The 25,451-nt window shown below is 40.6% G+C and carries 24 protein-coding genes and 1 tRNA gene; 12 read left to right on the top strand and 13 right to left on the bottom strand.

The features are described from left to right. Nucleotides 1–292: 292 nt before the first annotated feature. Nucleotides 293–1,105, bottom strand: coding sequence for a carbon-nitrogen hydrolase family protein (locus NSTC731_RS21735; RefSeq protein ID WP_445626757.1), 813 nt, complete (start codon nt 1,103–1,105; stop codon nt 293–295). A 210-nt stretch (nt 1,106–1,315) separates the two neighbouring features. Between NSTC731_RS21735 and NSTC731_RS21740 the strand changes: the two genes are divergently transcribed. Beyond that, nucleotides 1,316–1,909, top strand: coding sequence for a MarC family protein (locus NSTC731_RS21740; protein ID WP_445626758.1), 594 nt, complete (start codon nt 1,316–1,318; stop codon nt 1,907–1,909). A 299-nt stretch (nt 1,910–2,208) separates the two neighbouring features. Here the strand turns inward: NSTC731_RS21740 and trxA are convergent, their stop codons facing one another. The 5 genes from trxA to NSTC731_RS21765 all read right to left on the bottom strand — a co-directional run bounded on the left by trxA (nt 2,209) and on the right by NSTC731_RS21765 (nt 6,320). Then, the gene (gene trxA, locus NSTC731_RS21745) at nt 2,209–2,532 is read right to left on the bottom strand and encodes a thioredoxin (RefSeq protein WP_104909616.1); all 324 of its coding nucleotides are present in this window, start codon (nt 2,530–2,532) and stop codon (nt 2,209–2,211) included. A 339-nt stretch (nt 2,533–2,871) separates the two neighbouring features. Next, nucleotides 2,872–4,035 carry a GuaB3 family IMP dehydrogenase-related protein gene (locus tag NSTC731_RS21750; RefSeq protein WP_322670253.1) on the bottom strand — a complete coding sequence of 388 codons (1,164 nt, stop codon included), beginning with the start codon at nt 4,033–4,035 and terminating at the stop codon, nt 2,872–2,874. Nucleotides 4,036–4,183: 148 nt separating this feature from the next. Beyond that, a complete protein-coding gene (locus NSTC731_RS21755; RefSeq protein ID WP_445626759.1) occupies nt 4,184–4,714 on the bottom strand; it encodes a YdcF family protein in 531 nt (176 codons plus the stop codon). Nucleotides 4,715–5,124: 410 nt separating this feature from the next. Next, nucleotides 5,125–5,198, bottom strand: a tRNA-Arg gene (locus NSTC731_RS21760). A 33-nt stretch (nt 5,199–5,231) separates the two neighbouring features. Beyond that, nucleotides 5,232–6,320, bottom strand: coding sequence for a tocopherol cyclase family protein (locus NSTC731_RS21765; protein WP_445626760.1), 1,089 nt, complete (start codon nt 6,318–6,320; stop codon nt 5,232–5,234). A gap of 29 nt (nt 6,321–6,349) precedes the next feature. Here NSTC731_RS21765 and NSTC731_RS21770 point away from each other — a divergent pair, with 29 nt between their 5' ends. The 3 genes from NSTC731_RS21770 (at nt 6,350) to NSTC731_RS21780 (ending at nt 9,725) form a co-directional block, all read left to right on the top strand. Then, nucleotides 6,350–6,964, top strand: coding sequence for a DnaJ domain-containing protein (locus NSTC731_RS21770; RefSeq protein ID WP_445626761.1), 615 nt, complete (start codon nt 6,350–6,352; stop codon nt 6,962–6,964). Nucleotides 6,965–7,068: 104 nt separating this feature from the next. Next, on the top strand, nt 7,069–8,526 hold the full coding sequence (locus tag NSTC731_RS21775) for a WD40 domain-containing protein (protein ID WP_445626762.1): 1,458 nt from the start codon (nt 7,069–7,071) through the stop codon (nt 8,524–8,526). A gap of 446 nt (nt 8,527–8,972) precedes the next feature. Then, nucleotides 8,973–9,725 carry a hypothetical protein gene (locus NSTC731_RS21780; protein ID WP_445626763.1) on the top strand — a complete coding sequence of 251 codons (753 nt, stop codon included), beginning with the start codon at nt 8,973–8,975 and terminating at the stop codon, nt 9,723–9,725. A 538-nt stretch (nt 9,726–10,263) separates the two neighbouring features. Here NSTC731_RS21780 and NSTC731_RS21785 read toward each other — a convergent pair. Both NSTC731_RS21785 and NSTC731_RS21790 read right to left on the bottom strand, forming a co-directional pair. Then, nucleotides 10,264–11,097 (bottom strand): metallophosphoesterase, encoded by an 834-nt coding sequence (locus tag NSTC731_RS21785; RefSeq protein ID WP_445626764.1) that lies wholly within the window; start codon nt 11,095–11,097, stop codon nt 10,264–10,266. Nucleotides 11,098–11,329: 232 nt separating this feature from the next. Further along, a complete protein-coding gene (locus NSTC731_RS21790; protein ID WP_445626765.1) occupies nt 11,330–12,157 on the bottom strand; it encodes a metallophosphoesterase in 828 nt (275 codons plus the stop codon). A gap of 230 nt (nt 12,158–12,387) precedes the next feature. On the opposite strand from NSTC731_RS21790, the gene NSTC731_RS21795 reads away from it, so the two are divergent. Next, entirely contained in the window at nt 12,388–13,548 is a 1,161-nt protein-coding gene (locus tag NSTC731_RS21795) for a nucleotide-binding protein (RefSeq protein ID WP_445626766.1), read from the top strand. A gap of 289 nt (nt 13,549–13,837) precedes the next feature. On the opposite strand, the gene NSTC731_RS21800 is transcribed toward NSTC731_RS21795, so the two are convergent. Together NSTC731_RS21800 and NSTC731_RS21805 are read right to left on the bottom strand one after the other, a co-directional pair. Beyond that, the gene (locus NSTC731_RS21800; protein WP_445626767.1) at nt 13,838–14,110 is read right to left on the bottom strand and encodes a GlsB/YeaQ/YmgE family stress response membrane protein; all 273 of its coding nucleotides are present in this window, start codon (nt 14,108–14,110) and stop codon (nt 13,838–13,840) included. 453 nt (nt 14,111–14,563) lie between these two features. Beyond that, nucleotides 14,564–14,833, bottom strand: coding sequence for a hypothetical protein (locus NSTC731_RS21805; RefSeq protein ID WP_445626768.1), 270 nt, complete (start codon nt 14,831–14,833; stop codon nt 14,564–14,566). 268 nt (nt 14,834–15,101) lie between these two features. Between NSTC731_RS21805 and NSTC731_RS21810 the strand changes: the two genes are divergently transcribed. From NSTC731_RS21810 to NSTC731_RS21830, 5 genes are all read left to right on the top strand, one after another. Beyond that, entirely contained in the window at nt 15,102–15,734 is a 633-nt protein-coding gene (locus tag NSTC731_RS21810; RefSeq protein WP_445626769.1) for a bifunctional 4-hydroxy-2-oxoglutarate aldolase/2-dehydro-3-deoxy-phosphogluconate aldolase, read from the top strand. A 112-nt stretch (nt 15,735–15,846) separates the two neighbouring features. Beyond that, complete coding sequence (locus NSTC731_RS21815; RefSeq protein ID WP_445626770.1) at nt 15,847–16,362, top strand: L,D-transpeptidase; 516 nt, start codon at nt 15,847–15,849, stop codon at nt 16,360–16,362. A gap of 442 nt (nt 16,363–16,804) precedes the next feature. Next, the gene (locus NSTC731_RS21820) at nt 16,805–17,329 is read left to right on the top strand and encodes a L,D-transpeptidase (protein ID WP_445626771.1); all 525 of its coding nucleotides are present in this window, start codon (nt 16,805–16,807) and stop codon (nt 17,327–17,329) included. Nucleotides 17,330–17,780: 451 nt separating this feature from the next. Then, nucleotides 17,781–18,071: a type II toxin-antitoxin system prevent-host-death family antitoxin gene (locus NSTC731_RS21825; RefSeq protein WP_445626772.1), complete on the top strand. Its 291-nt coding sequence runs from the start codon at nt 17,781–17,783 to the stop codon at nt 18,069–18,071. Next, on the top strand, nt 18,055–18,450 hold the full coding sequence (locus NSTC731_RS21830) for a type II toxin-antitoxin system VapC family toxin (RefSeq protein ID WP_445626773.1): 396 nt from the start codon (nt 18,055–18,057) through the stop codon (nt 18,448–18,450). The genes NSTC731_RS21825 and NSTC731_RS21830 overlap by 17 nt, the downstream gene beginning before the upstream one ends. Here NSTC731_RS21830 and NSTC731_RS21835 read toward each other — a convergent pair whose 3' ends face one another. Further along, nucleotides 18,451–20,049, bottom strand: a complete 1,599-nt coding sequence (locus NSTC731_RS21835) for an Hsp70 family protein (protein WP_445626774.1) — start codon at nt 20,047–20,049, stop codon at nt 18,451–18,453. A 533-nt stretch (nt 20,050–20,582) separates the two neighbouring features. Here NSTC731_RS21835 and NSTC731_RS21840 point away from each other — a divergent pair. Together NSTC731_RS21840 and NSTC731_RS21845 are read left to right on the top strand one after the other, a co-directional pair. Beyond that, entirely contained in the window at nt 20,583–22,517 is a 1,935-nt protein-coding gene (locus tag NSTC731_RS21840) for a DUF4268 domain-containing protein (protein ID WP_445626775.1), read from the top strand. 114 nt (nt 22,518–22,631) lie between these two features. Further along, nucleotides 22,632–22,784 carry a hypothetical protein gene (locus NSTC731_RS21845; protein ID WP_445626776.1) on the top strand — a complete coding sequence of 51 codons (153 nt, stop codon included), beginning with the start codon at nt 22,632–22,634 and terminating at the stop codon, nt 22,782–22,784. A gap of 115 nt (nt 22,785–22,899) precedes the next feature. Here NSTC731_RS21845 and NSTC731_RS21850 read toward each other — a convergent pair whose 3' ends face one another. After that, nucleotides 22,900–23,139, bottom strand: coding sequence for a hypothetical protein (locus NSTC731_RS21850; RefSeq protein ID WP_335046787.1), 240 nt, complete (start codon nt 23,137–23,139; stop codon nt 22,900–22,902). Nucleotides 23,140–23,545: 406 nt separating this feature from the next. After that, a complete protein-coding gene (gene sppA, locus NSTC731_RS21855) occupies nt 23,546–25,381 on the bottom strand; it encodes a signal peptide peptidase SppA (RefSeq protein WP_445626777.1) in 1,836 nt (611 codons plus the stop codon). Nucleotides 25,382–25,451 lie beyond the last annotated feature (70 nt).

The following is a 25,451-nucleotide window of genomic DNA, read 5'->3' on the forward strand; positions in this document are numbered from 1 at the left end:
CAAATAAATAGCAGCATAGGAAAACTATGCTGCTAAAAAACTGAGGATTTTAATGTTGTCAGAAACCGGGTGTTTACCCGGTTTTTTGTTTTATTTATCAGGGTTGGGAATGGGCGTTAGGAGTGCTGTTAGCGATAGCGGGGCGTTTAGCCAGTGCTGAGTTAGGAGTTAAGAGTTAAGAGTTAGGAGTTTTGTTTATCTCCTTGTCCCCTAACTCCCTCACTCCCTGCTCCCAGCTAAGAGTTCCCTTGCTTCTTCCCCTGCTCCCCCTGCCTCCCCTGCTCTCTACTCCCTAGAACACGCGATGCTGTAAAGATGGCATTTGACGCCGGACTTGTTCTAGCCTTGTGGGCTTGATTTCTGCGATCGCAATTCCCGGTTTTTCTCCAGCATCGGCTAAAATGACACCCCAAGGGTCGATAATCACCGCGTGACCGTGGGTTAGACGACGGGCGTAGTTATTCCCCGTTTGGGCGGGAGCAATGACGTAGGCAGTATTTTCGATGGCTCTGGCTTGTAGTAGTACTTGCCAATGGTCTTTACCTGTAAAGGCGGTAAAGGCTGCGGGAATAAAGATAATATCGGCTCCCTTATCTGCCAGATGGCGATACAGTTCTGGAAATCGGACATCATAACAAATAGAAAGCCCTAAATTACCGAGCTTTTCTGAGAAATGGACGGGGGGTAATTGCGTACCAGCCACAACCGTGCTGGATTCGCGGTAGGTGTTGCCGTCAGGGACATTAACATCAAATAGGTGGACTTTGTAGTAGCGCGCAAGCTCTTGACCGCTGGGGTCGATGAGTAGAGTAGTGTTATAAACTTTGCCTGTATTATCTACAGGAAGTGGAAAGCTGCCGCCCAAGATGGTAATTTGAAAGCGTTGAGCCATTTTTTTGAGAAATTTTTCACTTTCAAGAGCGATCGCATCACCTTGTGCGAGTTTATCTTTTTCTTCTCCCATATAAGAAAAGTTTTCTGGCAAACCTACCAATTCAGCACCTTGACGCACGGCAAGCTCTATTAATTCTTCTGCCTGCGCCAAATTTTTGTGTAAATCGGACACACTGGTCAATTGAATAGCGGCGGCTAAATAAGACTTCATAGATTCAACAATGAATAGTTGATTTATGGAAGATAGATTATCAAAATATATCGCTACTTCCAAATCTGTGGAACTTAATTAGAAATCCATCAGCCAAGATTTTCTTTAACAGACTTGTTTTATTGTCGATCTTAATCTTCCTCTGGGTTCTAGCAAACTGAGCAAGATAAAGATTAGATTGCGATCAAACCTTGATAAAAACTGTCTACTGTGGATATTTCTATTCTCATTCAAACATTTATCGCTGTGTTTGTCTTGGCGGATGCTGTGGGCAATATACCGATTGTTTTAGTTTTGACTAAGGGCATGATGCCAGACCAAAGAAACAAAGTTATAGATAAAGCAATTATCATTGCGATCGCAGTTCTTTTGCTATTTGCCTTTGCAGGACAAATAATTTTAAATTACTTGGAAATTAGTATCGGTTCTTTGCGAGTAGCAGGAGGAATATTGTTGCTGTTAATTGCTTTACAAATGCTGCGCGGAGAATTAGATCAGCCAATTATTGAGGAAGGACGCGATGTCGCAATTACTCCACTAGCTTTACCATTGTTAGCGGGGCCGGGAACTTTGACGACGGTGATGTTGCTGATGTCGAAATCACAGAGTCCGCATATTGCTGTGGCGGTGGGTATCGTAGGGGCAATGTTTAGCACTTGGTTGATTTTGCGTTTAGCAAATCTGATTGACCAGTGGATTGGTGCAGAAGGTGGAGTAATTGTGACTCAACTTTTGGGTTTTCTGTTGGCGGCGCTAGCAGTGGAAATTGGTAGTACAGGAATTAGGGAGTTGTTTTTGAGGTAGAAAACTCCTAAAATAACGTGAGTTCGATGAACTTCTCCCGAACAACCTCCCTCTCCCACGGGTCAAGGGAGGAGCAACGAGAAATTAGGGTTTTGGCTCCCCTCTCCAACACGGACAGGGGTTGGTGGAGAGGTGAAAAAAGGGCTTGTAGAACTCACACTAAAATATTCAGAAACTGTATACAAATGTAAACAAGTTTGAGAAACGAGAAATTCGCGGCTCTCAAACTTGTTTATGAAAATTAACTTAAAGTTAGAACAAAATGGATAACTCAAGAGGATTTTATTACCGATTGAGTTTCAAAGATGCTTTTCGAGAGTGGAAGCTAATGTAGTTTTAGGCACAGCGCCGACCACCATATCCACTTTTTGCCCACCCTTAAAAATCATTAATGTGGGAATGCTGCGGATGCCGTACTGACTAGCAACATTCGGATTTTCATCTGTGTTGACTTTTACGACCTTTATTTGACCTTTGTACTGTTCGGAGATTTCATCGACAACAGGAGCTACCATACGGCATGGTCCGCACCAGGGTGCCCAAAAGTCAACTAAAACTGGTACATCGCTGTCGAGTACTTCTTGCTTGAAACTAGAATCGGTAACTTGTGCGGCTGTTGACATGCCTAAAACCTTCGCCAATAATATCTGAGCTTGGTGAAAATTCTACCATAGCAAAAACCTCAGCTTGGGAGTGCGAGGATGTACATTTGCAAAGAAGCTCTCTTATTTTATTTACAAACATAAGGAACCGCCCGAACAGTAGTCCGGGCGGAGTGTGGTGTGAGGAGTGAACGGAAACATGCGTCTCCGCTATCTCTATTGTAAGCGACATATCGGATTTTTCCAGCAATTGTTTTAGGGGCCAGAAAAATTTATTGAAGGATTAGGGATTAGGGAAGAGGTGACAGGTGATAGGAAATAATCTGTAGCCTGTAACCTCTAACCTGTACCCTACTCCCTTCACTTACCCATACCTAATTGTTGAGCTTTTTGGTAAACTTTGCCTTCGGTTAATAAAGAAGGTGCAATCACAACTTCCACCTGCTGCATTTCTTTAATATTTTTCGCTCCCAAAGTACCCATGCTGGTCTTTAAGGCTCCTAAAAGATTGTGAGTACCATCATCTAATCCTGCTGGGCCAATCAGTATTTGCTCTAGGCTACCAGTGGTGGCAACGCGAATGCGGGTGCCACGGGGCAAAACTGGGCTAGGAGTCGCCATACCCCAATGATAACCTCGTCCTGGGGCTTCTGCGGCTCTGGCAAAGGGGGAGCCAATCATCACACCATCAGCGCCACAGGCGATACATTTGCAAATGTCGCCACCAGTGATTAAACCGCCATCAGCAATAATGGGGATATAGTTGCCAGTTTCGTTATAGTAATCATCTCGTGCTGCGGCACAATCTGCGATCGCAGTCGCCTGTGGCACACCCACACCCAACACTCCACGAGAAGTACAAGCAGCACCCGGCCCAATTCCCACCAGTACCCCAGCCGCCCCAGCTTTCAACAAATTCAACGTAACTTCGTAAGTCACGCAATTCCCCAACACCACAGGGATGGGCATGGAACGGCAAAATTCTGCTAAATCGAGTGGTACTAAAGACTCTGGTGACAGATGTGCAGTAGAAACTACCGTAGCCTGGACAAAAAATAAATCTGCCCCAGCTTTTGCCACTGCCTCACCGTATTTACTTGCACCGGCTGGAGTCGCACTCACCGCTGCAATGCCGCCTTGTTGTTTAATTTCCTGAATACGTTGTTCAATTAATTCAGGCTTTATTGGTTCGGCATAGAGTTCTTGCATGAGGGCAACAAATTCATCTTTTCCCACAGAGGTAATCCGATCTAATATTGGCTCTGGGTCGGCATAACGAGTTTGAATACCCTCTAAGTTGAGGACACCTAATGCTCCTAACTGTGACAAACGTACAGCCATACGAACATCTACTACGCCATCCATAGCACTAGCAATAATCGGGATTTCTCGCTCAATATTGCCAATACGCCACTTAGTATCTGCCAAACTGGGGTCTAGCGTTCTATTACCAGGGGCTAGAGCAATTTCATCTATTCCGTAAGCTCTGCGAGCTGTTTTTCCCCGCCCAAGTTGAATTTCCACGCTTTAACTTTACTCAAATCTGTTTAAGCTAGGGTATCAAATTGTGGGGAAATTTGGGGCGTTTTTTCCCTAACCATATAAGTGACTAGTGATGGTTGTCATTAGTCATTTGGATTTTGACCGATTAAAAATCCAAAATCAGTTTGATTTACCGTTTATTTTTAGCGGCATCCACACCAGTGTAACCAGTTGCTAACCAAATTATCGCTCTAGCTCCATCACGAATAGATTTTTCGATAGATTCAGGGGGTTTTTCGGAAGGAACTGGCACTGGTTTTAAATAAATACCCCGACTACCCAAAATAATTTCGCCAATGACACAAGCCCGACGCATGTGAAAATCTGAAGTAATCAAATAAACGCTCTTAATGCCGCGAGCTTGCAAATCATCTACCAAAGTAGTAAAATTAGTAACTGTATCTACTGCTTCATAATCCAAGTGTAAACGTTGAGGATCGACACCAGCTTTGGTAAACACTCTTTGGGTGAATGTACGTGGACTGCCGCCTGTAATCCAAATCGGTATATTTGGATGCTCGCGAACGAATTTGGCTGTAAACTTTTCTCGCTCTAAATGTCTCGTTGAACCACCTAAGACTAGGACTGCTTGCGGCTGCACAAATTGGTTTTGTACTTCTTTGTATCCTAACCACATAAATATTGGTAGGACAAAAGCCATAAAACGAAAAGATTTATTTGTAAAGAGTAGCTTATTCAAGGCTCAATAACTTAATTTACTTGGTACACAATTTTCTCTGGCTATAAGAAAAAACAATTGATAGTAGAGTAGCAAACTTCCCAAGAATCTGCCCAAATACTGCCCAAATATAAATTTGGTTAGTTTTTGTGTAACAGCGCGATTAAGCGTGCCTGGAGTTTTTCCTCTAATTGATGGATTATCCTAACCGATATCGGACGATTCATCAAAGGGTTTTAACCACTTTATATAGTTGTTCTCAATTGCACGGAATACTGGAGCCAATCGCATGGGCGGATATCCCGACTTGTGAGAACTGGCATACCACTTTTATAGGTACAGCAATGCTCTTACCATATTAATTGCTGTATATATGAATTGTCTAAAGATAACGGGACTGGTGCGACTTGAACGCACGACCTGACGCTTAGGAGGCGTCCGCTCTATCCAACTGAGCTACAACCCCAACTGCGAAGCATATATAATTATAGCAGTAGTTTTAGGTAGACTGCCAAAAATTATCCCAAGAGCCACCGCCTACTTCTAAACCACAAAGAAAACTTTTTGCTTTTAAAATTACTTTAGATTTTCTGCCATTTAGTTCTCGTAACTCTAAATTCAGTTTTCCTTGCATAGTATCTCGGCAACAGTATCTTAAACCTTCTACTGTCGGCGCACGTAGAGGTGTACCAGATAAATCTGTGGTTCCTGTTAATTCAATTTCATAATTAGAGTTACTAGCTTTCATTTGCCATCTACCCCAAGGCTGAATTTCCCACTCAACTTGGGAATTCCAGGGAACAAATTCATAAAACTTACCTTGATAGTGCAGTCCAATCATCGCTACAGATTCCATCCACCACAGCACACCCCGCCGTCCACCACCAGCAGTTAATGCTAAGTCGGGTTCGCCCTCGAAGCAATTACAGTTTATCCAAAACCATTTCTGAGGAAAAGCACCACCCCAATTTTTCTCGCCGTAGGCTGGGGCGTTAGTGAATTCGTAGATTTTGCCATTCCAGTCAATCTTTCCACTGGCTAAACCGTGAGCCATCAAAATTTGCCATCCAGGTTCAAAAATCTGCAAGAATGACAGCCAGCCTGCGGTTGATTGCTGAATGCCATTTTGATTGCCCCAACCGTATACTGGTTGAATTTCATACTGCCAACGGCAATAATTATTGGTGGCGGCATCGCGAATTATTCCCTGATTCAAGGTGGCTGTAGCTTGATATCCTTCTTGGACGTGATACTCAAACTCTGCTGGGAGTAAATATAGGGGAGAAACTTGCAAATTATTTTTACCCCAATGACCTAAACCCAAAACATCCCGACTACCCCAAAATTTATTGACATCAGGAAAAGTACGGCAGAGGTACTCATCATCTGGGCCGAGGATTTGGGCTGCACCGCCACTGTAAGGTTTACCGCCGATGGGATCTTCAATAGAGTACATAAAGGCGAATGTTTGCCCAATTTCCGGCAACGTGACGCGGTAATACCAGCCTTCAAAGAAGCGACGGCTACTGCCATCCCAGTGATAACCAGAATGGGGCGTTTGGAGAGAATTTAGGGGAATAGTTAACATAGATTTATCTAATTGCCGATTTTTTCAGTATGCGCGATCGCTTTGATATCAATGATGCTTATGAAATTCTTGGGCTAAAACCCGGTGCCTCTCAAGCACAGGTGAAGCGAACTTACCGTAAACTGGTGAAAATTTGGCATCCCGATCGCTTTGTCGAGCAAAGACAAAAACAGGAAGCTGAAGAAAAAATCAAATCAATCAACGCAGCTTACAACAGGCTCAAATCCGAAATTCCATCTGAGCCTCCTATTCCTAAAAATCCATCTTCATCTTCGCCTAAAAATCCCCCAAAAATATCTGTCAATCGTTGGGATGCAGAAACTTTTTACACTTTAGGAGTAGAAAATGCTACACAAGGAAGATATGAGGATGCGATCGCAGATTTTACCCACGCAATTCGTCTCAATCCTGATTATATTGACGCGTATAAATATCGTGGACTAGTTTGCTCACAACTGGGATACGAATATAGAGCCGCTTCAGATTTAAATAAAGCTGCACAAATAGAAGAAGAGTTAAGAAATCCGGGGAGTACGCAAAGATCGCGATCGCCCAGATATGATGCATCAAAACCTAGACCTCTAGTAGAAAGATTTTGTCAAAGGATAAAAAGTTTACTGCGGCTAAATCGGCGTTGGAGATAAGGAGTGAATCTAGTTGAAGACACTAGAGATGGAGTTAGATAATACTTATACTTGGGAATACTAAGTGTAGTAAGAATTGCTGCCGATTTCTTAGTATTCATCGTATGAGCGATCGCTTTGATATAAATCATGTTTACGATATTCTTGGGTTGAAACCAGGTGCATCTGCTGATGAGGTCAAGCAAGCTTACCGCCAGATGGCTAAGACTTGGCATCCAGATTGTTTTATTGAACCGCAGCAAAAGCTAGAAGCAGAAAAAAAAATCAAAGAAATCAATCAAGCTTATGCAAGATTAAAGTCTTATCAGCCAAATCAGACAAATCAATCTGCTTCCACTTTTACCAAAATTGATTTCACTGCATCTAATGCTGAAAGTTTCTACAAATTGGGCATGGAGAAAGCTCAAAAAGGAAAATATACTGAAGCAATTGAAAACTTTACCCAAGCGATTCGTCTCAACCCCAACTATTTTGAAGCCTACAAATACCGAGGGCTTGCTTGCTCGAAACTAGGATATGAAAATAGAGCCAAGTCAGATTTTAAAAATGCCAGAGAACTGGAACTGAAACAGAAAAAAGCATCGCCAAAGCCACCAACGCCGCCACCACCACCCCAACCGATATCGCAACCGCCAAAGCCACCAACGCCACCACCTGAATCACAGTCTCAACCTTCACCCTGGAAATGTGTACACACCCTAACTCATCTAAACTGGGTTTTTACAACTGCAATCAGTCCAGATGGACAAACTTTGGCTAGTGGAAGTAGTGATAATACTATCAAGATTTGGCATCTCGACACAGGGAAATTACTACATACTCTCACTAGTCATACCAAATGGGTAAGATGCCTAGCCTTTAGCCCAGATAGCCAAACTCTGGTTAGTGGCAGTGATGATAGCAGCATAGTCATTTGGCAAGTATCTACAGGTAAATTACTCAAGACCCTGAAAGTACATTCAACCCCAGTTTTTTCTGTAATCTTTAGTCCAGATGGTCAAACTATCTTGAGTGGCGGTACAGACACTACTATAAAGGTTTCCCATATAGAAATAGGACAATTACTGCAAGTCCTCAAAGGTCATTCTTCCTTCATTTATTCCCTTACCACTTGCCCAAAACAACAGATTTTTGTCAGTGGCGGTGCGGATAATACCATTAAGCTGTGGAATTTGAAGAGTAACAAACTGCTGCAAACTCTCAACGGACATTCAGGTTGGGTGATGTGTGTTGCTATTAACCCTGATGGGCAAATTTTAGCTAGTGGCAGTTATGACCAAACTATCAAGCTATGGGACATTAGTACAGGTAAGCTAATTAACACTCTTGCCGGACATCGCAGCTATATTTGTGCGATCGCTTTTAGTCCCGATGGTCAGCATCTTGTTAGCGGTAGTGCAGATCGTACTGTGAAGATATGGGATGTTAACACGGGACAAGAACTTTACACTTTGGATAACCATTCAGATTGGGTTAACTCTGTTGCTTTCAGTCCTGATGGCAAAACTTTGGTTAGCGGTAGTCGAGATATGACTATCAAGCTTTGGCGATGCGATATCTAACAACAAATTAAAAATTTAAGTAGATAGACATAATTAAACATCAAGTAAAATCCTAGTTCGTAGTGAGCAATTCATCGCTCAAAGAAAGGATTATAGGACTAAAGTCCTTACTACAAACTTTAATTGATTTACGTCTAGCTACTTAGAGAATTGAAGCAAATTGCTGGATTTTTCGATCTAGCCATTAACTGACAGTTAAATAACATCCATCTTTGGGATACTCTTTCTGTTGATTAAGTATTAACTCTCTAAAGATTAAGTATTAACTCCCTGGAGATAGAGCCATTTGTTTGAGGGCAGAGGTTATTCTGAGATTACCAACAGTTGAGTAGCAAATAAAACTCAATATTTATCAGCAACATATATTTTTCAGTTCATTAAAACCTTTTGTTTTCACAAAGCTTTAGTTCGTCAATATCTTAATCTGAGGAGTTAAATCAACGGCTATGTCTATTCCCAATGAACGCGAAATCAAAAATAGTGAAGTTAGACAAGAATCTTACACTGATATTAATGGCAATACTCAAACCCATTTGACACAAACTAGTGAAACAGTCAAGAATAATACAACTAATCCCAGCTCTTACACTAGCGGTTACGTACATGGTCGAAATGTTGAGCGTAGCTACCAGCAAGCAGATTTAGCCCAACGTGATGAAAACAATGCTAGTGGTGGGTTGCTGTTGGGTATTATCATTACTTCCCTGCTTGGTTTAGTTATAGGTGGGGTTTGGTACTTCAACCAGCAGAATAATGCAACAGTTAACAATGCTGTGCCGGTCGTGGTTCCTGTACCAAGTAAGAGCGAGCCAACTCCCAGTGCATCTCCTCAACCACAAAAGACGATAATCGAAGAAAGAACTAGGGAAGTACCTGTACCTGTTGCTGTTCCTGTTCCCCAACAGCAAGTTACACCTCCGTCTGCACCTCGCCAACCGGATATTAACATTACTATTCCACCCCAGCAGCCTGCGGCAGAAAAAGCACCTTCTGTAACCCAGTCAGCCCCTAAAGCGACACAAAGTCCGGCGACGAGTTCAACTACTAATACTCCGGCTTCGCAGAACGATAGTTCTACTAATACTGTTGCTCCTAGTACAAAAAGTGACACCTCTAAAAGTACTACACCTCAAGGAGTAGACCAGTCAAACAGTACATCTAATAGCGATTCTTCTACCGCAGGCGGTTCTGGCCAATAACGCCTTCTGAACTTTCAGCCCACTTGGTAATGTTGGCGTGAATGCCAATATTACCAAGTGGGACAAATTTTAAGCAATATTTCTGAATTGTTGCGATAAATTAATGGTATTCAAGTTTAGTAAAGGTGTCTTGTAGCTAAACAAACACAATGCTAGATTAAGACCAAGGTACAAACAGGTTAAAAGTTAAACAAAAAGTTTCAAGTTAGAGCCTGTGCCTCCTGCTCTAATCTTATTGCGATCGCTATCCTTGGTTGTGACATCCGTTGAATGTGTTTTTGCCTTAAGTTCAATGAGTTGTTTTGGAGGTTTTAGAACGCACAGCCAGAAAATGCCTGCCTAGTTGGAATATAAGGATGTGCAATTTTGAATAAAGCGATCGCGAATACTGTCCACCTTATTTTGAGTTAGTCATTTCTGAATTCTTCAATCTTCAAGAAACCGCCGCAAGCTATTGAGATTTATCCATCGTAGCTTCAGGCGGTTTCTGTCATTTGTCATTTGTCCTTTATCCTTTATTTAGACCAATGCCCAATGACTAATGACTAATTAAAGTAATTACAGTCACTTCAGGCGGACAAAATAAACGTCCTGGTTTATAAGTTCCTAAACCACGATTGACATATAGTTGATTTTCTTCCACCTTGTGAAACCCTTGCGCCCACTCCCAATATCGAACTACTTTCGAGCAGTCTCCTAATAAAAATGTCACCCAACGCCGCAATTTTTTGGGAATTTGTTTAAGTAGCTTTTTGTAATAGAGTACTAGAGGGCCAATGCCCGGAATGACGATGTGACCACCGTGGGTATGACCAGATAGTTGCAAATCTACGCGCCATTGTTGCAATATCTTGGCTGTATCTGGGTTATGAGATAAAACGATGCGCGGTGTAAGCGAATCTAGTTGATTCATTACTGGTGCAGGGTAAAATTCCTGCGACCAATAATCAGCTAGTCCTATCAATGGTAATTCTTTTCCTAGTGGATAGGCGATTTCATTCCAAAGCACATGTACCCCAATGCTGGTTAACGCTTGTGTAACTTCTGCTTTGGAGTGGCTGTAATAGATATCGTGGTTCCCAAGTACGGCGTAGATACCACAGCGACTTTGCAGATGTTTGAGTCGAAGCACCAATTGATGGATTGGTGTGGGATTGTCAGTTACGTAGTCACCAGTTAATAGAATTAAATCTGGTTCAGCTTCATTAGTAAGTGCGATCGCTTTTTCTAACATCTCTTCCGACAGTCGCAAACCATCGTAATGAAAATCTGACAACTGTACTAATGTTGTACCTTGTAAAGATGCAGGAAGTTCTGCAATCTTAACCGTTATTTTATCTACTCTTAAATGTCCCGTAAACAACCAATGCATAAGTTAACCGATACTCCTCATACCAGCGCTTACAGCTTACCAAAAATCAAAATGTAACTTGATAAAATGCAATAATTTATGTCATCTACTTCAGATACAATTAATTCATTGATTTAATTTTGCTGATTTAATTTTGGCGATGAGAGTAGCAGGTTATGTCTAAGTTTTCAGGCACTCATTAGCCAGAATACCTGCTGAAATTGCGTTCTTTTTTGTTAAATTTGGTAATTACCTACTCACCTTGTAGCGTGATTATAGTAACTTCTGGGCGGCAAAATAAGCGTCCTGGGAGGTAAGTTCCCAAACCACGATTGACATATAGTTGATTTTTTCCTAGCCGATGCAAACCCTGTGCCCATTCCCAATGTCTGACTACAGAAACATTTTCTTCCAAAAATGGGACTCGACGCCGCACTTTTCTAGGTATTTTTTCTACAAGCTTTTCGTAAAACAACGCCGCAGGGCCAATTCCGGGAATCAAGATTTGACCACCGTGAGTATGACCAGATAATTGTAAATCGACTCGCCATGCTTGTAATATCTCCGCAGTATCTGGGTTATGGGATAAAACGATGCAGGGTGTGTCGGGATTTAGCTGGTTCATAACTGGTGCGGGGTGAAACTCCCGTGACCAATAATCAGCCAGTCCAACGAGTGGTAATTCTTTTCCTAGTGGATAGGCAATTTCGTTCCAAAGGACGTGAATTCCAATGCTAGTAAGGGTTTCTGTAACTTCTGCTTTTGCGTGTTTATATATATCGTGATTGCCAAGGATAGCATAGATACCACTGCGACTTTGCAAATGTTTGAGTCGAAGTACCAGTTGGTGAATTGGTGTGGGATCGTCAGTTACGTAGTCACCAGTTAATAAAATTAAATCTGGTTCAGCTTTGTTAGTAAGTGCGATCGCTTTTTCTAACATCTCTTCCGACAGCCGCAAACCATCGTAGTGAAAATCTGACAACTGCACCAGCTTCTTACCTTGTAACGATGCAGGCAAACCTGCAATGTTAACCGTCAATGCTTCTATACTTAACGGCCCAGATAATAACCAATGCATAAGACGTTCAATAAAGCTCAATCATAGCGCTTACAGCTTAACTGAACATTGTTTATTTGTGTGTAGCGACCAGTGCAACTTATTAGAAATTTTATGAAAGCTGTATATTTTAGTGTATTTATACTTAGTTAAAATCAGACGTAACTTTGCTGTTAATTATGTCAGTTTATTTGGGTAAAGTATATTGTATTACATACTACCACGTTGAACCAAAACATCTAAGGCTGTTTATGTCGTCATTATTAGAGTCACACCAGGATTTTACCCACTTTGAGCAGCACGTAGCAAAATTGCTCCATAAAGCAGATTGGACAGTTGAAACTGCAAAGACCAATCAACCTGGCTATGATCTAGTGGTTAAAAAAGGAAACCTAGTTGGTGTTGTTCAGGTAAAATGGCTAAAAAGTAATGTAACAGCGCCACAGCTTTTAAAGTTTGCTGACTTTTTAGATTCTGATGAAGGCAAAAAATTTAATTTTGGTTGGTTCCTAACTACAAAAGGATTTGGCGGCCCAGCATTGGCATTAATGAGAACTTGGGGTAAAGATACTAAAATTCGCTGTGGAATTGCCCATGAAAATAAGCTGGTTGGGATTGATGGTGATTCTGAGATTGGTGGCAAAGATAATCTGAAGCCTGACGAAGGAACTACGCCAAAAAAAGCTTACTTTGGAGTTTTTACCTGTAAAGGCGGAGTAGGAAAAACAACTGTAGCAGGTCATTTAGCAGGAGCATTAGCACTGCAAGGATTTAATGTAGCACTTGTGGATTTAGACCCGGAACAAAATCTGCAAAAATTAGTAGGTGATGGGGTTTTTGTTCCCAATCCTAAAGGAGTAGGTACAACTATTCAAGTTTTTGATGGAAATGATTGGGATGAAGATGCTGCCCGTGACTGTCAAATAGTAATTTGTGATTGCTCACCAGCATTAGAGCGTAATCCCCCAGAGCTAGTTAAGCGATTAGATTATTGTATTATCCCAACAACCTTCAATCCATTGGGAATAAGTAAGCACGGTAAAGTTATTCAAGATACTGTTAAAGAAATACGTGAAATCAATAATTTAGCTCATTTATTTGTATTAGTTAACAACTTTAAAGACCCTGGTATTAAGCGCTTAAAACTTCTAAAACAAGTCTATTCTAATGCTTATAAAGAAATTAGTAAGATAGATAATAAATTTCATTGTATAGATCCAGAAGAAGTTTGTATTCGGACTAGCGATCTACTTTACTACTGGGGTATACATATACTCGAAAATCCAGAAAATCCTGCCAGTAGATTAGCCTTTGATCTAGTTGGCGGAAGATGCTACCCGCGTGAAGATTTTATCAACTTAGCAGATTACATTGAAAGAGAAGCTGGTATAGGAATTCTTAGAGCTAGTTAAGACTGTTAAGATAAGTTTATACTTAGCGATCGCTAGTCTTCCTATATAATTTTTAGCAAAACCTGTGTTGAAACTGAGGGCTTTTCTTACATACCTAATGGATTTTTCAAACCCCTTCTAAGCCATAATACCCATTACTAAGGCTAATTTTGACTATTTTATTGCAAAATAATCAAAAAAATAACGCCTACCTGTAATTTTTTGGTGACGTTATTTTTTGAATTTAATTCACAGTTAAAAATAGTTAAATGAATTTGTTAAATCTTTGTCATTGATTGACCGCAATTTTTTATACAGCACTGCGGTTAGTTAATAAATTCCACAAGAAGACTGCAACAATTGCACCAAGAACTGCTACTGCAATACCTGGAATGCTCAGACTAGGAGCTGCTAGGGTTAAAGTTCCCGTACTGAAAAATACACCTAAACTACCGCCAACAAAAGCACCGATGATTCCTAACAATATAGTTCCTAGAATTCCGCCACCTTGATGACCGGGGTAGATAGCTTTTGCGATCGCACCAGCAATTAGACCTAAAACAATCCAAGCAAGAATATTCATTGTTGTTAAGTTGGTAAACGTTTTTGACTTACAAGTACATATTAACGATCTTCATTTTTGACTTAATCTACCATCAGAATTAATTATGAATATCCATTAGGAATAGTTTAATTGCTACTAGATTTTTATATTGCGCCTACCATTCTGCTTAGGACAAGTCGGCTATGAATAGGTGTGACATGCCAATGTCCTAAGTTGTCCGATCGCTGCTATATGAACCATTTGAGGTAGATAGTCAATTAAAAAAAAGCTCCTAGTAGGTCTTTAACTAGGGGCTTACATAAACTATTGCTTGGTAATTGCAGTATATGCATTTTTAATTAGCTCTCTCCTCTACTAGAAGAATTAAGCTGAGTTTTTAGGGACTGTCTCTAAAGTAATGTAAAGGAAGCGAAATCAGGCGATTGAGACGATCGCCTATCCCTTTGCAAGTTCATGTCTAGTTTTTAACTTTTAATTGCTTATCCCGCGATCGCTACCAATAACTTGATGGTTGATAAAAGGCAACAATCTGCGGTAAGACCAATGCATACTTAGAAAAATCAGACTTACTAAGATTAGCAGCATAACGCCCAGAATCGTTGTATATGCCTTAGTGCGCCACCAAAAGCCATTCGCACCTAGTCGCACAACCTTCCATAAGTTAGCTGCTATATCAGCACTTTCAGAATCGTGAATGATGATTGGTAAGGATGCTGCTGTGTTTTGTCGTGCAATTGTCATTTTAATTACTCCTTTAAACCTAAATGCTGAAGTATTAATTTTAAACTACGGTAACACTATAGGTTTTATGTTATTTGTATTTAATATCTCATAGCTTGATGCAATAAGCAAGTTTTCAGGGCATTGGGAATAGGGCAAAACAGTTGTGCTAATATTACTCAGCACTCTTGAGGGGCATTGGGCATTAGTATTAAAAATTAGTATTTACTAGATTGAAAACTATTCTCTAGTCTCAATCCCTACTCCTAGTCTCCAATCTCTAGTCAAAATGCCTAATCAAATTTGGTTATCACAGTTGGAAAAACACCGAGCGATCGCAGTTATCCGCGCCCCTCAAATGGAACTGGGACAACAAATGGCAATGGCTGTAGCATCTGGGGGAGTGCAGCTAATTGAGATTACCTGGAATAGCGATCGCGCTGGGGAATTGATCGCTCAACTACGTTCGGAATTACCAGCCTGTATTATTGGCACTGGTACGCTATTTAATGTGCAGCAGTTACAAAATGCGATCGCATCTGGGGCGCAATTCCTCTTTACACCCCACGTTGATTCGGCAATGATTCAAGCAGCACAAGAAAAAAATGTCCCTATCATACCAGGAGCGCTGACTCCTACAGAAATTGTTACCGCTTGGAGCCAGGGCGCTAGTTGTGTAAAAGTGTTTCCGGTGCAAGCAGTGGGAGGGGCTGATTATATCAAAAGTTTGCAAGGGCCGCTAGGTGAGATTCCCTTAATTCCTACTGGTGGCGTGACTCTAGAAAATGCCAAAGAATTTTTGCAAGCTGGAGCGATCGCTGTTGGTTTGAGCGGAGAATTATTTCCCCAAAAGCTTGTCATAGAGAGAAATTGGTCAGCGATCGCAACTCAGGCAAAAAACCTAATGCAACAGTTAGGTTAACTTAGAATCAAATCATCAAAATTCACGTCTATTAAAGTAATAGATAGGGAAATAAAGGTGAAACCTGATAAGTTTCTCAAGACCCCATGATTTGAGTGTGAGTGTATCTAAAATGAAAAGACAAATTTCTCCTGACTGGGTGCGTCGCTTACAAATAATCCTCACTGGTACAGTACTGTCCCTAAGTGTTTTTACTACTACTGGAACCAGTGAAGTTTGGGCGAATTCCAAAAATCAAGTGATTGCACAAAGAATCCAGACATTACAACAATCAAATCAGCGCTGGATTCAAATTGATCTTTCCAAGCAAAGATTAATAGCTTGGCAAGGTGACAAAGTGGTTTATGGAAGTGCTATTTCCTCTGGCAAAAAAGCTACTCCTACTCTTATCGGTACTTTTAAGGTTCAATCCAAGTTTAAAACTACCCGGATGCAGGGAGAAGACTACAATGTTCCCAACGTTCCTTATGCAATGTTTTACCAAGGTAATTACGCTATTCACGGAGCTTATTGGCATAAAAAGTTTGGCACTCCAGTGAGCCACGGCTGTGTGAATGTTGCACCTAAACATGCTAAATGGCTATTCGAGTGGGCATCCGTAGGGACACCAATAGTCATTCATAAATAATATGTGAAGCAGCCAAAAGGCAATTTAGGTAAAATCATAAATAACAACAAATCAAGACAATTAAGTGATTCCCAGCATCAAATCATGCTGGGAATATTCGGAGTCGTAATTACGAAATTTGAAATAAAATATAGAAAAGGGCATTAAATATTTGCCTAAAAAATAAGCGGAAATCCTGACAATTATTGTGTGAAATTACAAATGCAAATATGAATTCGGGGAAAGTTTGCATTTGGACATTTAAATGACAGATTCTTTGTAAAGGTTGTCCTTTGTAATTGGTCATTGGTCATCGGTCATCATTTAACAAATGACAAATGACAAATAAAAGATGAACTGCGTAAATCCTCGACAGGAAGTTAGAAGTCACTTTGGAAATTTGTAGTTTTCCAGAAAATTACTTCACTTGATGATTTTTGCGTAGTTTAGAAGATAAGGCATAATGCAAACTTGGATTCGCCGCAGTGGGATTCGTTCTTCAGCAACTTTTTGTACTGGCGTGGCATTGATGGTAATGACTTTATTCTCTTGGTCATCGCCGTTAACAGGTACACCAAACTCGACTACAGCAACAGCCACCTCAGTAGATCAAAACAGCACTAATAATATTAGCCAACCTCGCTGGATTGAAATTGACTTGTCAGAACAACGTTTACGTGCATGGGAAGGTAATAAACTTGTTCATTCATACCGCATTTCGGGAGGTAAGCGATCGACTCCTACACCCATAGGTAGATTTCGGATTAATTCTAAGTATCGTACTCATCGGATGCGAGGCAGAGGCTACAACATTCCTGACGTTCCTTACACAATGTATTTCTACAGAGGCTATGCCATCCACGGAGCTTATTGGCATAACCGTTTTGGCACTCCAGTCAGCCACGGTTGCGTAAATTTACCTGTTAAGCAAGCTGGCAATCTTTACAGATGGGCTTCAACGGGAACTTTAGTAGTAGTGCATAAATGATCGTGAATCGATCGTTGCTGCAATCATTACCTTGATGTATGGACAGGTGGGTTATGCGTCAGCGCACCTGTTCATATATACTAGACCTCTTGGCATTTGTGCCTTTTGCAAGAGGTCGGGAAATGGGGAAAGGTTAAAGGGGAATGTTAATTCTATCCCTTTTCCCTTTAACCCTTACCCTTTACCCGACAAATGTCAAGAAGTCTACTGCCCTGATGACCTTAGTATTTTGGTATTTCTACCAAAGCAGCAGCCAGTGCTACTCCAGGGAGAAGATTTTTTACCTGTATTACCAGAAATTGAACTTGCATTAACTGTCAATCAAGTTTTTGGATGATTAAAAATGGGCAATTAAAAATATACATTTGTCGTTAAATGTATGCTTTTTGATGAGAATATAGACATTAGTTATGTCTATAATAGACATGATTATGAATAAAAGAGGTTTTAGATGAACTGGAGAATTGCAGAAGCGAAACAGAGGTTCTCCGAACTAATTCATGCTGTCACCAAAGAACCGCAACTCATCTACAACCGAAATCAACTGGTGGCTGTAGTTGTTGAAGCTGAGATGTTTGAAGAATTTTTGACGTGGCGCAAGCAGCGCGAAAAGATTTCTTTAGCTGAGGTTTTCAAAGAACTACGTCAGATAGCTGCTGAGGAAGATTATATTCTCGAAGTACCCTCCCGCCAAGACCGTCCTAACCCTTTCGCTGATGCCATCGATGACTTTTCTTTGTGACACTAATATTATCAGCGAATTAGTAAAACTTCAACCTAACTCTGGTGTACTGAAATGGGCAGAAGGAGATTTCTCAATAGTTCTGAGTGCCATCACTATTGAAGAAATATTTTATGGGCTGACATCCAAGCCCAACCCTAGAATTCAAATATGGTTTGAGAACTTTTTGGGAAATAATTGTCAAGTATTGCCTATCACCATTGAAATTGCCAAGCGCTCCGGTGAATTGCGAGGTCAACTAAGATTAAGTGGGAAAACACACACCCAAGCAGATATGATGATTGCTGCTACTGCTCAAATTCATCAATTGACTTTAGTAACGCGCAACATCCGGGATTTCGATGGCTGCGGTATCCCACTTTTAAATCCTTTTAGTTAATTAACTCAACTGTGCCACAAGTTGATTTTCCAACAGCGTGTCATTAGTTAACAAGTCTTCAACAGTGATTCGCAAAAAGCGTTGCTCATCAACTTGAAAGAGGATTTTGATGCGATCGCTTCCAGGATATCCGGTTGGTGTCAGTTGGGCAATTGTCTTCGCACCTTCTCGATCGTTGAGGGGTTTGACGCTGGTTTCACTATTGTCCAGACGGCGAGTAATCAAGCGATCGCCATCAAAATAAACTTCAGTACTACCCGTATCTGCTCCCAATTCTCCCATAATTAGTTCAATGCTGGGCTGATTTTCTACAGAAGCGCCTAAGACTAATTCCACTGGCTGAGTCATTGGGTATGCTTGTCCGGCTTTAATTAAAGAATGCCATTTGTGACGCTGGTTGCGGCGATCCCAGTAACGGATACCATAACTATGGTAGAGAAAGTCTTTGATTTGCACGCCTTGAGCTAATTGTAATGCACCTTGAGCGATCGCTTCAAAAGGACGTTCGCAACGGATTTTTTCTGGCTCAAAATACTGTTTAATCCATGTCTGCACTGCGGGTAATTGCACTGTGCCACCAACTAACAAAACTGCACTAATATCTGGAAGTTCTATCCCTTGCCGTCTTGCTTGCTGCAACAGTGTGGTCATCGAATCATCCAATAACTCAAAAAAGGCGTGTTCTTTGAGGATATCGTCAAAAGTATCGCGGTTTAGTTCCAGTTCATAACTTTCAAATGTCTCATCGTCAAAATAAACTTCACTAGCTTGGTTTTGAGTTGATAGCTGAATTTTTACCCGTTCTGCCAATCGTGTTGTCAAGGGACTTACCGCCAACTCTTGAGTTTTAGCAAAGTAATCTACTAACCAATTATCAATATCAGTACCACCCAAATTTTGCCCAGCTTTCGCCAGGACACGGGCAGTTTTGACTTTTTGTTTTGAATCTTCAGCCAGGGACTTATTACCCCATTTGAGGAGAAATCCGAGCGGCTTTGTGGCTGCTTGCACGCTTTGATCCAAGCGGACAAGGGACAAATCCAAAGTACCGCCGCCAAAGTCAATCACCAAGAGAATTTCTCGATCTGCCAAGCCATAACCCAAGGCGGCGGCTGTGGGTTCATCCAACATCCGCACCTGTTCGACCGGGAGGCTTTGACATACTGTCCCCAACCAATGACGATAGGCTTCAAAACTGTCTACAGGTACGGTTAACACCAGAGAATCTAACCCACCTTCCAGGGGTGCTAGTTCTTCAATTACTTGAGTAAGGAACCATTGCCCTACTTGTTCAAAGGTGACAATTTGCCCATCTAGTTCGGGTAAGAAACCTTGAATATCTGCACCAATACCACGTTTGAAGCTGCGGAAAAATCGCGTTTCGCCTTTGAGGTCAAAACCGCGATCGCGTACTTGTTGCCCGACTAAGACTTTATTTTGGGCTGCGTCTTCAACATAAACCAAGCTGGGAATCAGTGGCGGATTGAGACTTTGTTTAATTGATAAGCCTGGTAGAGTCAGGGTTTCTGGCTGCTGGGTTACAGGGTTCCAACGAGCAATGACTGTGTTGCTAGTACCAAAATCGATTGCGATCGCCATATTTTATATTTATTCTCTCGCACGAAGATGCCAAAGCTGCTTTATTTGTGATTATTCTCTATAAGTTACCAAGAAAGCAAATGCGCCCATAGGCATACTTCTTTGCATCCCAACCCAGATATCGATTCAGTCTATTGCAGCGAAGTGTTAGCTGCAACGCATAGCATAGTTAGACAGTCAAACAATGCCTTGCTGTTGTCGATTATTTATGTGCGATCGCTTGTAAATATCCTCCGCGATGACGAGTACTGATTTTCTGGGGATTCACTCTAGTAATTTATGACCCGATTCGATTCTTTAACCTACAATTTTCCCAAATTGCCACGGTGGCTCCTACGCAGTACTACGAGTAAGTATGAGGGGTGGGGGTAAGTGGCTAATAAATAGGCGATTGATTTATTGAATCTGCCTTACAAGAAGCGGAAAAATCCCTCTTGGCGGAGTAATGTTTGTGCGATGGCTGTCAATTTGGGAATACTAAACCTGTAAGGTTGATGAACAGAATAGAATAACTGGACTTATAAGGAATAGCTATGCCTTTTACTGTCAGGAATTTGAGTGAAAGTCTCCAACAAAAATTAGTAGTAATAGAAATTAATGATCCAGTACAAAAGGCACTAGAACTGATGATTGAAAATGATTTTACTCAGTTACCTGTTATTGATAGCGATAAAAAACTTCTCGGAATGATAACGAGTGATTCAATTTTACGCGCACTCAATATTTTTGGAGTAACTACAGATAAACTTCAGGTATCACACGCTCTGGTAAATAGAATAAAAACTTGTGTACTAGAAGATGACTTGTTTGAAGTACTTGATTATTTAAAAAGTACTAATTCTGTAGTTATTTGCAATGTACAAAAACAAGCTTGTGGAATTATTACAACCTATGATACCACAGAGTATTTCCGTAAAAATGCTGTAGATATAATGCTTATAGAGGAAATTGAGAGTCAAATCAAAGATCATATTATTACTGTATTCACCAATAATGAAGGTGAAATAGAACAGGAACTATTGACGGCAGCTATTGAAGAAATTTCAGAGTCTCAAGACGTGTATAAAAAATTTGAGAATGCACTTAATCATTATACTAATCTTCAAAAGCCTAAAAAAGTAGATTCTCAAGAAGTCATAGAAAAAATAGTTAATCGATTTTTCTCAATTTGCAATCCAACTCAAGCATCTGATAAAAATGATTCTGAACAAGCAGAAGGAATAGATTTGGAATCATTAAATAATCGAATAAATATAAGTAGAGAGGAGATAGAAGAGATTTTTCAAGGTATTCAAAGACAATTTCAAAGTTATCAAATATTTGAGACACAGATAACCTTTGATTCTAAAGAAGCTATAAAAACAGTTGTAGCCAAGCATTTTCCTATTAAAAAAGCTACAAAGTTATTTGAAGAACTTACATTTTGGGAATATACTCACCTTCTTTTTCATAAGAGCAGAGATCAAACAACTAATGCAATCTATGGTTTAGATAGCAAAGAAATTTTTAAGTTATTAAATGATGTTAATAACATACGAAATACTGTTTTTCATTTTCGTAATGAAATATCCTTAAAGCAACGACACCAACTACAATTTTGTGCGGCATGGCTTGCTCGACATCACCCTGCAACGCCAATAATGGAACAAAAATCTAATGATGCAGATCAGCCGTTAATACCCCAAGCTTCAGAATCGTATGATACTATCTCAGCAATAATTACTCAACCAAATTTTTCCGCCGATGAGTTAATGAATCAAAGTGATGGTCGTTATGCATTTTTAGCCCGACAATTACAAGATAAATCTTCTGGAGAAGATAGAGTAACTTATTCGTTTGAAAATATAGAAGAAATTATCCGAAATAAGCTACCTGAAACAGCAAGACAGTATCGGCTATGGTGGGAAAATGATACATCTCAACCTTGGGTAAGAGTAGGATGGTATGTATCTAACATAAATTTACCAGAAAAAACAGTTACTTTTATTCGTAGAGAAGATGGTAGTGAGTACATTACCTTTTTTAATGCTCTCCTTAGAAGACTCCGTGAAGTAGCTCCATTCCGAGTATGGAATACTTTTCAAGATGGCCGTCACTATATTACAGTAACTAAATTACCAAAAGAAGGAAACACAGTAGCCAACTTAGCTTTTTCTTTTATTAATTCTTCTAACCAATTTAGAATTGAGTTATTCATTGATAAAGGAGATGAAAGTCGCAACAAATATATCTATGATTCGATTTTAAAACATAAAATTGAAATTGAATCTGAGATGGGAGAAACTCTAAATTGGGAACGAAAAGGAGAGAGTTTAGCATCACGCATAGCACTATATCATCAAGGTTCTATAAAAAATAGTTCAGAAGAACTTGAAAATTTGCGACAATGGGCAGTGGAGGCAATGACAAAATTCTATAAAGTGATGGAAGAAAAAGTTACTGAAGTTTTAAAGAAGGAAAATTTGTAGCTGGTTCAGAAATAGAATGTAAAGCAAGAAATTGATGCCAATATTACCCGTTAGAAAAAGTGGTTATGGAAAGTCATCGATTATGATAAGTTTCAGGTCTTGCTTTGATTAGGGATGCTAAAGCATTGGCGATCGCTGGAGGAGTTTTGTCGGTGGGTGTATCGCTTCATGGGCAATGCTCAGTTCATCTACCCTCAACATCTAGCTGAACAACACCAGAAATTTGCTCGTGCATTAATAGATCGGTATTCTTCCAAAGCCATATAAATTAATAATTGACCCACATGACTTTAATGCTGGGCGACAGTCAAAGTGGAGGCACTGGCTAATTAGTACAAAAACCTAATCTAACCCGGAGTTCCGGGTTAGTGGTAGTTCATGCTCAATCTTCATTCCGTAACTGCCAGACTGCACCAAAAGCAGCCCCAGCCCCAGCTAACAATCCAGTACTCATTCCTTGGATAGTTTTTTGGAATGGATCTTGGGTTAGGCACTCACTTGTAACCTTACTGTCATCCAAACAGAGACTACTTTCTGCCCAACCAGCAGTACCTCCTAAAATTACACCAGTGATACTACAAGAAACAATTAGCAGCAAAAGACGTTGTGTTTTTCTAGCCATAGATGGATGTTTTACTCAATTTTGTATTTTAGACTTTAAATTGGAGCGGTATGTAAATACACTTGGGTGTAGATAAAAAATTTTAGATTTTTCCATACTTGAGCCACTGTTTAACCAGGCTGCTTCAGCAAAATTCCAAATCTAAAATTCTGTCAAAGGTTAGAAATTGTAGTTGACTTTAAACTACTTTACACATCAAGGCAGCAAATGTCAGCTGGTTTATGGCTTGGCGAGGTAAACTCATGCGCTTCGTCCTAGTAATCTCTCTTTAAATTGATTGGTACACAATTTCGTAGCAAAGACTTTAGCTCTGAGAAAACAAGGACTAAAATCCTTACTACAAATCCTCAAAACTAGTTTGACGTAGTATTCGGTCAGTTGTTGCCCACTGATACTCAAAAAACATCTACTCAATCTTCAAGTTGAAAGGCAAGCGGGCGTAGACTCCCTGGGGATCGTTCATCTTTTGCAAAATCTCTACTTCCTGTTGCAATTTTTGGAATTCGATGGTGAGGGGATTAGCTGATTTGAGTTGCGTCCCTTCAATCCCGAAAGCAGTCCGCACCTCTTCTGTTGCACGCCCAAAAAAGCGTTCTCCAAAGCTGCTAGTGCGAGGATATTCTTGTACTTCCCAATCGTCTCCTAATTTCGCCTGCTTGGCAGCGTATGCGATCGCAGTATTCAAACCACCAATTTCATCCACCAAACCAATTTCTTTAGCCGCTTCACCCGACCAAACCCTTCCTTGGGCAATTTCTGCTACTTTTTGTTCTGGGAGTTTGCGACCTTGAGAAACTTTATTCAGAAACATATTATAAATCCGGTTAACACTGCGCTGATAAATTTCTAACTCTTGAGGCGATTTCGGACGCGAAACTGTTTGACTATCAGCATAGCGTGCGGTTTTCACTGAATCCCAAGTAATACCATTATTACTGGCCAGCTTTTCCCCATTGAATAAGATCCCAAACACTCCTATAGAACCTGTAATAGTATTTGGTTCTGCAAAAATGCGATTAGAGTCGCTAGCAATCCAATAACCACCAGAGGCGGCGACATCACCCATTGACACCACAACTGGTTTTACTTCACGAGTTAATTTCACTTCTCGCTGCATGACTTCGGCTGCGGTAGCGCTACCACCGGGACTATTAATTCGTAATACAACAGCTTTCACATCTTTATCTTGTCGCAGCTTGTTGAAGATTTTCGCAAAGCGATCGCCTCCTACTTGTCCATCTTCTCCTTTACCATCGACAATCTCGCCCTCAGCATAAACAACAGCAATTTGATTTTTGGAGTTACGTTCTACACCCAAAGATTTACCAGAAACTTGGGCGTAGCTATTCAAGCTAATTTGTCGGAATGTTTTATCTTCTTTATCGCTATTTGTCAACTTTTTCAGGTCAGCGACAACTTCATCGGGGTATTGTACTAGATCGACTAAACCGTTAGTTTTAGCTTGTGTGGCTTCTAGTAAAGACTGATTATCTGCGATCGCTTGCAACTTATTGGGTTCAATTTTCCGACTTGCGCCTATAGCAGTGCGCCACTCTCCCCAAACATCATCCAACAATTTCTGAGTTTGTTCGCGGTTTTCTGGACTCAACTTGTTGAGAATAAATGGTTCAACGGCTCCTTTAAATTTCCCTACTCGCACGACTTGAACGCCAATGCCATACTTCTGCAATGCTCCCGCTAAAAACATTGGTTGTGAACTCAAACCGTTGACTTCCATCATTCCTAGAGGGTTAAGGACAATGGAATCTGCCACTGAACTAACGTAATATTCCTTTTCACTCCAATCACTGCCATAGGCAACAATCTTTTTCCCCGCAGCGCGAAACTCCTCCAGCGCTTTCCGAATTTCTTTCAGGGAGGCATAGCCGACATTACCAGTTTGGCTTGTGTTGGTTGCATCCAGATAGATTCCGACAATGCGCGGATCTCGCCGCGCCTTTTCCAAAGTTTCCACAACTTTGCGGAGTGCCATTCTATCTTCATCGACACCTGAGATTGTGTTCTGAAACAGTTGGTCTGAACTAGGCTCGCCATCAGTAATTTTCATTGACAAGTCAAAAACCAACACTGACTTATTTTTCACATAAGGCCCAGTATCTTTAGACGAGCTAGCAGCAAAAATCAGCAAGAAGAGTCCAGTAGTTCCTAGACCAGCGAAAATAATTAGTCCTAGTAAAGTGCCAACTAAACTAGCAAAAGTTTGTTTGATAAAATTACGCATTAGTTATTAGTCATTGGGCATGGGGCATGGGGCATTGGGCATTGGGCATTTATAAATGACAAATACTTCG

It is taken from the genome of Nostoc sp. DSM 114167, assembly GCF_052692655.1.